Annotated in this window: 8 protein-coding genes; 6 read left to right on the top strand and 2 right to left on the bottom strand. The window is 49.5% G+C overall.

What is annotated here, in order from left to right; genetic code table 11:
* Positions 1-207 precede the first annotated feature (207 nt).
* Positions 208-534, top strand: coding sequence for a hypothetical protein (locus V4C51_RS03960; protein WP_330924829.1), 327 nt, complete (start codon positions 208-210; stop codon positions 532-534).
* A gap of 99 nt (positions 535-633) precedes the next feature.
* Here V4C51_RS03960 and glyA read toward each other — a convergent pair whose 3' ends face one another.
* Positions 634-1887, bottom strand: coding sequence for a serine hydroxymethyltransferase (glyA, locus tag V4C51_RS03955; RefSeq protein ID WP_330924828.1), 1254 nt, complete (start codon positions 1885-1887; stop codon positions 634-636).
* Positions 1888-2356: 469 nt separating this feature from the next.
* Here glyA and V4C51_RS03950 point away from each other — a divergent pair, with 469 nt between their 5' ends.
* Genes V4C51_RS03950 through astB form a run of 5 tightly spaced genes read left to right on the top strand, consistent with a single transcriptional unit; the run spans position 2357 to position 8192 of the window.
* The gene (locus V4C51_RS03950) at positions 2357-3358 is read left to right on the top strand and encodes an arginine N-succinyltransferase (RefSeq protein ID WP_330924827.1); all 1002 of its coding nucleotides are present in this window, start codon (positions 2357-2359) and stop codon (positions 3356-3358) included.
* A 17-nt stretch (positions 3359-3375) separates the two neighbouring features.
* Positions 3376-4176, top strand: coding sequence for a DUF1338 domain-containing protein (locus V4C51_RS03945; RefSeq protein ID WP_330924826.1), 801 nt, complete (start codon positions 3376-3378; stop codon positions 4174-4176).
* 50 nt (positions 4177-4226) lie between these two features.
* A complete protein-coding gene (gene astA / locus V4C51_RS03940) occupies positions 4227-5333 on the top strand; it encodes an arginine N-succinyltransferase (RefSeq protein ID WP_330924825.1) in 1107 nt (368 codons plus the stop codon).
* The gene (gene astD, locus V4C51_RS03935; RefSeq protein ID WP_330924824.1) at positions 5326-6798 is read left to right on the top strand and encodes a succinylglutamate-semialdehyde dehydrogenase; all 1473 of its coding nucleotides are present in this window, start codon (positions 5326-5328) and stop codon (positions 6796-6798) included. Before astA ends, astD begins: the two co-directional genes overlap by 8 nt.
* A 53-nt stretch (positions 6799-6851) precedes the next feature.
* Positions 6852-8192 carry an N-succinylarginine dihydrolase gene (astB, locus tag V4C51_RS03930; protein WP_330924823.1) on the top strand — a complete coding sequence of 447 codons (1341 nt, stop codon included), beginning with the start codon at positions 6852-6854 and terminating at the stop codon, positions 8190-8192.
* A 180-nt stretch (positions 8193-8372) separates the two neighbouring features.
* Here the strand turns inward: astB and V4C51_RS03925 are convergent, their stop codons facing one another.
* The gene (locus V4C51_RS03925) at positions 8373-8771 is read right to left on the bottom strand and encodes a hypothetical protein (protein WP_330924822.1); all 399 of its coding nucleotides are present in this window, start codon (positions 8769-8771) and stop codon (positions 8373-8375) included.
* Positions 8772-8947 lie beyond the last annotated feature (176 nt).

Raw genomic sequence — 8947 nt, 5'->3', positions numbered from 1 at the left:
TTTTTTAATACCAGATTGGCCAAGCCATTTAAGTGGACTTACAAAGCTCGGCCATTGGTAGCATAGAGGGGATGGATATTAGAGCTTGGCACCACTAGGGTAACTGGGGAGTTAGCACCAAAGTTGTATATCCTGTAGCTGTTGGAAGTGGCGTAACCAGTGGTTACAAGGACAACTTCCAAGGAAATCCAATTCATCGAGAACCTTATGATTAACATTGATAATATTTTTTTTACACTACTACCCTTATTTATTGTAGGGACAGCTTACTACCTGCTATGCCTTCATAGCGTGTACTCCTATGCAAAAAATAAAGGCATTAAAGTACTAGGATTTGAGTATTCTAGTTTTTCCCATATATACGCCGATACCGGTTTATTTTTTAAATTATTAAAAACTAAATTAGAGGCCAGAGAACAAGATATAAATCTTGTAAAAAAACTTGTTAAGCTAAGAAAAGTTGCTCTATTTCAAGTAACTATTGCTCTTATAGAGAGCGCTTTGTTGTTTTCCCACTTTTCATTTAATTTATGATTCATATCTCATATTAATGGGTAAATATTCATTTATTCGTTACAAAACTATGGGACGAAAGCCTACCGGGCCGACTGACAGCCCGATAGCCACGGTGAACTAGCTGTATACAGGCAGGCGGGCACAAATGCTTAACACTTTCTCGCGGGTGTCTGCCGCGACCTTTTCGTTTTCGATATTATCGAGCACATCGCAGATCCAACCGGCCAGATCAGCCGCATCTGCCTCGGTGAAACCACGACGGGTGATAGCGGGTGTACCAATACGTAATCCGCTGGTAATAAAGGGGGAGCGTGGGTCGTTAGGCACCGCGTTTTTGTTGACCGTAATGTTCGCGCGCCCCAGCGCCGCTTCCGCATCTTTGCCGGTGTAGTCTTTGCCAATCAAGTTTACGAGGAACAGGTGATTATCCGTACCACCTGAGACGATATTGATACCTCGCGCCATCATCACCTCGCACATGGCCTGTGCATTTTTAACCACTTGTTCCTGGTAGTGCCTGAAACTGTCCCCTATGGCTTCTTTAAAGCAAACCGCTTTGGCAGCGACAACGTGACACAGCGGGCCGCCCTGAGACTCAGGGAATACCGCAAAATTCAGTTTTTTGTTCAGCTCTTCGTCGTCGTTCGCTAAAATCAGACCACCACGAGGCCCCCCCAGGGTCTTGTGTGTTGTCGTGGTAACAACATCGGCGATCCCCACAGGTGACGGGTAGACACCCGCTGCCACCAGACCGGCAATATGCGCCATATCCACAAAGAAATAAGCGCCCACCTTATCGGCAATGGCGCGGAACCGGTGCCAGTCAACCACTCTTGAGAAAGCAGAGAAACCACCAACGATGACTTTAGGCTTATGTTCCACAGCCAGGCGTTCAATTTCTTCGTAATTGATATCACCCGTTTCAGGATGCAGGCCGTACTGAACAGCCTGGTAAATGCGACCGGAGAAGCTGACCCTGGCGCCATGGGTTAAGTGTCCGCCATGGGCGAGGCTCATGCCCAAAATAGTATCCCCCGGCTTGATCAGCGCCATATAAACAGCCGCATTCGCCTGGGAGCCAGAATGGGGCTGAACGTTGGCATAGCGTGCGCCAAATAGTGCCTTGGCCCGGTCAATGGCCAGCTGCTCAACCACATCCACATGTTCACAGCCACCGTAGTAGCGCTTATTCGGATAGCCCTCCGCGTATTTATTGGTTAAGACACTCCCCTGTGCCTCCATGACCCGAGGGCTGGTATAGTTCTCAGAGGCAATCAGCTCAATATGTTCTTCCTGACGAACGGCTTCAGCGCCGATGGCTTTTTGCAGGTCTGGATCAAAATCAGCAATGGACATACCCTTTGTGAACATTGAACCCTCCACGATGGCTATTATTTGATAAGAGTCAGGAGTGTAATACAGTTAACAGATTTGGTGAAACAGGATTACAACGAGGAACTCAGTAAAGCATGTTTTTAACTGGCATCGCCAACTCCGCACAAAAGCAAAGCAATGTGTTTCCCGCTGTTACACGATAAGATGCTTTCAGGACTCCGTCAAGACAGAGCGCTACAAAGCGCTGACTTGATGGAAAGGCTGCCGTTGTAATCACCGTTCAGTGCCCCGTTAGCGCACTGAAAACAGCGCCCTTGCATGTAATGGGGGTCGAACAAATGAGAGTATTCCTGCACAAAACCAAAACTTCTCGTCGCATTCAGAACAGTCTTCCCAGTCAGTCCCCCTATAATTTCCACATGAACAACAAAAACGATAAAAACGATAAAAACGATAAGAGTACGAAAATCGTTTACTTTCGTACCAGAAACAGGAAGATGCGACGATGTTGATAGTTCGCCCCGTAGAATTTAACGATATCAAAGCTATTGAGTACCTGGCTGAGTCAGCAGGTGCTTCAGTGAGTACGCTGCCATCAACCCACTCCCATCTACAAAAACTGGTTGAAGCAACCCAGCAAGCCCTCAGGCGCGCCATTACCAAACCAGCAGGTGAAACCTATCACTTTGTTTTGTCGGATATCAACTCTGGCCAGGTGCTCGGTATTGCCGGCATGAACGCTGCCGTAGGCGTTACCGCCCCGTTTTACAGTTACCGCTTACAAGACATTGTTCATGCTTCAGACGATTTGCAAATCCATAACCTTGTTCCAGCCTTAACCCTCTGCCATGATTACACGGGGTATACTTCACTGTGTACGTTCTACCTTTTACCAGAAGCTGAAACCCCGCAAACCCTGGCGTTATTAAGTCGGGCCCGATTGCTTTTTCTTGCCCAGCATCGCCACCGTTTTGCCGATCGCATACTGGCAGAGCTTCAGGGGGTGGTGGATGAACAGGGAAGATCACCGTTCTGGGAAGGTTTGGGGCAGCATTTTTTTACGATGGATATGACCCATGCAAACTATTTAACAGGGGTCTGTGACAAAAGTTTTATTGCTGATCTGATGCCACGATTCCCTGTTTATACCCCGCTGTTATCTCGCAAAGCCCGCTCAGTGATTGGTGAAGTTCGCCCTGACCGGATGCCTGCGGTGGATCTCCTTGAGAGTGAAGGTTTTCGCTATGAAGAGTATATCGATATCTTTGATGCGGGCCCCACGTTGGAAGCCCGCATTGATACATTAACTACCGTCTCAACCAGTCAGCGGCAAGCCGTGAGCATTGATGAGACCGTGCAGGGTACTCGCTGCCTTGTCGCCAATACTGGTACCACTGATTTTCGCTGTCTCTCCACACGCCTGAATCGGGAGCAACCTGCCATCTCCGCGGCAATTGCAGACGCATTGCGCGTTCGGGCGGGTGATCCCATCCGTTTTTGTCAATAAAAGGAAACACAATAGTGATGAGTATCAACGTACAACAGCTATTTGATAACCTCTGGGAAGCCTACTTGCCCCTGTCCCCGGATGCTAAAGCCATTCACGAATTATTTGTTGATGATAACGGGGTTGTGGTTAATGATCATATTGCGCTGCGGACATTTAACTTGCCGGGCATTGGTATCAGCAAAATGGCAGAACCTTTTCTGGCTTCTGGTTATGTCGAAGGGGGCGAATACACCTTCCCCGCCCGCAAGTTGTATGCAAAACATTTCCAGCATCAAGATACGACCTTGCCGAAAGTCTTCATTAGTGAGCTACTGGTAGAGCAACTGTCAGACCAGGCAGGCACGCTTATCCACCAGCTGGTTGAACAACTCGATAGCAAGCAAATTGACACCTTTCCCCTATGCAGTATCGGGCGCCCCTGGCAAGTGAGCGTCCACAATTACGAAACATTGGTCAGTGAAAGTGAGTATGCCGGTTGGGTTGCCGCTCACGGCTTTGTCGTGAACCATTTCACCGTTTCCGTGAATCATCTGGCTAACAACCAGACCCTTGAGCAAGTCAATGACACAATTCGTAATGCGGGCTTTGCCATGAACGACAGTGGTGGACTGATTAAAGGCTCACCAGAAGTGCTGCTTGAGCAATCGTCTACACTGGCAGGGGATGTCAGGGTGACCTTTTCAGATGGCGAAAAGGTTATTCCCGGATGCTTTTATGAGTTTGCCAAACGCTATTCCCAGCACAATGGTGACCTTTATCAAGGATTTGTCGCGGCATCGGCCGATAAGATTTTTGAGAGTACCGATACACGGTAAGCCTCAACGAAACGAATAAACAAAAAAACGAACAAGAAGACGTAACTATTATGATGATAATACGACCCATTACCGCCAGCGACCACGATGCCCTGTGGCATATCGCCAATAAAACCGGGCCGGGATTCACTTCTCTTCAACCAAACGCTGAAGCGGTAAAAGACCGGCTGAAATTAGCATTGACCTCCATGGTTGATAATCCACCAGAGGAAGCGTTGTACCTGATGGTAATGGAAGATACCAATACCCACCAGATAGTGGGCGTTTGCGGTCTGAAGTCTGCCGTCGGGCTATCGGCTCCCTGGTATAACTACAAAGTCAGTGCCCATGTCCATGCATCCCGGGAACTCGACGTCTATAGCGAGCATAATACGCTGAACCTGTGTTGCGACCATACGGGTTACTCAGAGCTTTGCTCTTTGTACCTTGACCCGGAGTACCGGCATTCAAAAAACGGTCAACTGTTGTCTAAATCGCGTTTTTTGTTTTTAGCTGCCCACAAAGAGCGTTTTCATGCTCATATTTTTGCGGAGTTGCGGGGCTATCTTGATGAAGAGAGTCACTCACCTTTTTGGGAGGGGCTGGGTCGGCATTTCTTTAATGTTGATTTTGAAAAAGCGGATCAGCAGATTTCCCAGGGCAAAGCCTTTATTTCCGAGTTGATGCCACGTCACCCGATCTATACCAAACTGTTACCGAAAGAGGCACAGGCAACCATTGGTAAAACCCATAAAAGCACCCTGGCTGCCCGAAAAATTCTGGAGCAGGAGGGATTTCGTTATACCAACTATGTGGATATTTTTGATGCCGGCCCTCTGCTTGAGACGCCTGTAGCCAATATCCGTGCCGTGCGCGACGCCCGCGTTTTCAAGGTCACTGCGTGTAACAAACTGCCCGACGCAACAGGTCCGTGGCTGATGGGGAATGATCAGTTTGAAGATTTCCGGTGCATTCTCGGCACAGCCGCTGCTCAAGATGATGGCAGTGTCTTGATATCGAAAGATCAAGCCGAGGCACTTAACGTGGAAACCGGCGATACCCTGCGCCTTGTTACCCTTTCAGCGGCCCATTCAGCTGACAAAGAGGAAACCGGGGCAACCTCACCTGTTTCAGCCACTCACCACCCATCTACCACAGGCAAAGCAGACAATGAGTAAAGTACATTTTATTAATGGTCACTGGGTTAGTGGTCAGGGACGCTCCTTTCAATCAACCAACCCTTCTACTGCCGATATTCTCTGGGAAGGTGCTGGTGCCGACAGCACACAAATAGACGCGGCTGTCACCGCAGCAAGATCAGCGCTGCCACAGTGGGCTGCACGAACACCCCAATCACGTACGTCAATTCTAAAACGCTTTACCGGGCTTGTGGCAGAAAACAAAGAGCGCATCGCCACCACTATTGCCCATGAAACAGGTAAGCCTTTGTGGGAAGCTCGCACGGAAGCGGCGGCAATAGAAGGCAAGACCAGTATATCCCTGAAAGCGCACGAAGAGCGCACCGGAACCACAGAGACGACTTTACCTGTTGGCAGGGCGGTGATCAGACATAAACCCCATGGTGTCGTTGCTGTTTTTGGTCCTTATAATTTTCCGGGGCATCTACCCAACGGACATATTGTGCCTGCCTTGATCGCTGGCAATACCGTTGTGTTTAAACCCAGTGAACTTACCCCCGCAACAGCCCATCTGATCGTCACGCTCTGGGAACAAGCGGGCCTCCCTGATGGTGTTCTGAACCTTGTGCAAGGTGAGAAAGAAACGGGTATCACCCTGGCTTCCCATGGTGGCATTGATGGCTTGTTTTTCACGGGTAGCTCCCAAACCGGCAGGCTCCTGCACCAACAGTTCGGTGGACACCCCGGTAAAATCATGGCGCTGGAAATGGGTGGCAATAATCCGTTGATTGTCTCGGAACTCTCTAATATTGACGGTGCTGTCCACGACACCATTCACTCTGCCTTTATTACCGCAGGTCAGCGTTGTACCTGCGCACGAAGACTGTTTGTCCCACAGGGGCAGTGGGGAGACAGCTTCCTGAAAAAGCTGGTTGCCAGTACTGAAGCAATTAAGATCGGTCATTGGAATGCTGATCCACAGCCGTTTATGGGTGCCCTGATTTCTGAGTCAGCTGCCAGGCGCATTCTTGACGCGCAGGCACACTTGCAAAGCATCGGGGGCAAAAGCCTGTTGGCAGCGAAAATACTTGAAGCAGGCACAGCATTGCTCAGCCCTGGTATTATCGATGTGTCTGCTATTACCGAACTACCCGATGAAGAATACTTTGGCCCACTATTGCAGGTTATTCGTTATGATGATTTTAACGATGCTATCGCCGGGGCTAATAAGACATGCTACGGTCTTTCCGCAGGCTTGCTCAGTGAAAATTCTGAGGAGTATCAGGTATTCCTGCACCAGATTCGTGCAGGCATTGTTAACTGGAACCGCCCGATTACCGGCGCTGCCGGCACCGCGCCCTTTGGGGGGGTCGGCGACAGTGGCAACCACCGCCCCAGCGCCTACTTTGCCGCCGATTACTGTTCCTACCCTGTGGCCAGTGTTGAGTCAGAAGCTCTGGTATTGCCTGAGACACTGGCACCGGGACTGTCCATTATTAACTAAACCAGGCAATAAAGGGGACTCTCCCTTATTGCCCGTCAGCAACAGAAAAAACAATGAATGCGTACGAAGCAAATTTTGATGGACTCGTGGGACCAACCCATAACTACGCCGGGCTGTCTTATGGCAACGTAGCCTCAAGCAATAACCGGTCGTTAACCTCCAACCCAAAACTGGCAGCGTTGCAGGGTCTGGAGAAAATGAAAACCATGCGCAACCTTGGTCTGGTACAAGGTGTTCTCCCTCCCCATGAACGACCTGCTGTTAACGAATTAAGGGCGCTGGGCTTTTCCGGCAGTGATGCTGACATACTCACCAAAGCCGCAAAACAGGCACCAAAACTGCTGGCATCGTGCTGTTCTGCCGCAACCATGTGGACAGCCAATGCGGCAACCGTCTCCCCCAGTTTGGATACGGCCGACGGCAAGGTACACTTGACACCGGCTAATCTGTCAAACAAGTTTCACCGCGCCATGGAACACAAGACGACCAGGCAGGTACTTCAGGCTGTGTTTAACAGTGAGCGATACTTCACCCACCACGAAGCATTACCGGGGATTCCCCAGTTTGGTGATGAAGGTGCCGCTAACTATACGCGTTTCTGCACCGACTACCACCGACCTGGCGTGGCGTTTTTTGTTTACGGTGATAATGGCTTCAGCTCAAATGAGCGGCGCCCTCGCCCACAACGTTACCCTGCCCGGCAAACACGAGAGGCTTCTGAAGCCATTGCGCGTCAGCACCAGTTGGCCTGTGATCGTATTGTCTTTGCGCAACAGCACCCGAATGTGATCGACCAGGGTGTATTTCACAATGATGTTATTGCCGTGGGCAATAAAAACCTGTTGTTTTGCCATGAACACGCTTTTTTACACCAGCGGCAAGTTTATGAGCAGCTACGGGAAGCACACACGGATTCAGCGCTGTCCATTGTTGAAGTCTCTGATGATCAGGTCAGTGTCAGCGATGCCGTATCCAGTTATCTCTTTAACAGTCAGCTGGTTACTGTCAATGGTAAAAATACGCTGATTGTGCCTTCTGAGTGTGACGCCAATGAAAAGGTAGCGCGCTATCTGCGCTGGCTAACTGAAAGCCATCACACTATTGACGCAGTGCGATCATTTGATCTTAGACAAAGTATGAAAAACGGCGGCGGACCTGCCTGTTTACGGCTAAGGGTTGTCCTCACTGATGCAGAACTTGCGGCTGTCAACCCTGGCAGTATTATGAGTGACTCGCTTTATCAACGGCTGGTCCAGTGGGTCAATGATCATTACCGTGACAGGTTAACCGAAAAAGATCTTGCAGACCCTCAGCTATTAATGGAATCCCGTAACGCCCTTGATGAATTAACGGCGATTATGCAGCTCGGTTCCGTCTATGATTTCCAGCGATAAGTTATGCTCCCTGTCAATTTTATCATTCACAGGAATCACGCGAGGGTAGCCGCATTTCAGAAAATACCAGCATTTCGTCATTCCTGCGAAGGCAGGAATCCATCACCACATTGAACCCCCGCCTTCGCGGGGATGGACGGCGGTAAACTATAAATTGCCGCTATCCTGGAATCTGAGTGGCTATTTTTCGCTGGCGATATTCGCTGCCCCTTTAATCAGAATCCCCAGTCGGCTGACCTTTTTCGGTGTGAGCGCAGGCCAGTTATCGATAATCTCTTGTGACACATATTGAATGGTACACATTGCCTGCTTTGCAGCACCAGCGGGGATCACTTCACCCTCGCTCTTTTCCTTAAAACTCCAGAGTTGACACATCAACTGGTGTGTAAGGCGGTAGTCTGGCTGTGACGATAACTGAAAAATATCCAGCAGTTGTTCTTCCGGGTGCTCCTTCAGCAGCGCCAATACCCGCTCCTGCTGTGATTGTGTCTGACCTTCCAGCTCACGGAGATTGCTCTCACAGCGGTTAAGCCGGTCAATGAGTGGCTTGATGTTGTCTGTTTTGGTTGCTGTCACCATGTGAACTCCCCCTGCACCAACTGTCCCTATGAAAAGTACCAAACAATGACACCGTTTTTAAAGCATTAATGTCAAAAATATCAAATTCAGGCTTATCGCTGCATCATCCCGGGGAGAATTATACGACAATAGGCATATAGTAATAGCCGATCTCACATTAAACAGCGCGGGGATTT

Origin of the sequence: Candidatus Sororendozoicomonas aggregata, from assembly GCF_031528575.1 — a bacterium.
In the GTDB taxonomy this organism is placed as follows: Bacteria; Pseudomonadota; Gammaproteobacteria; order Pseudomonadales; family Endozoicomonadaceae; genus Endonucleibacter; species Endonucleibacter aggregata.
Note: the sequence above shows the minus strand (reverse complement) of the source record. Positions and strands in the feature narration are given on the sequence as shown.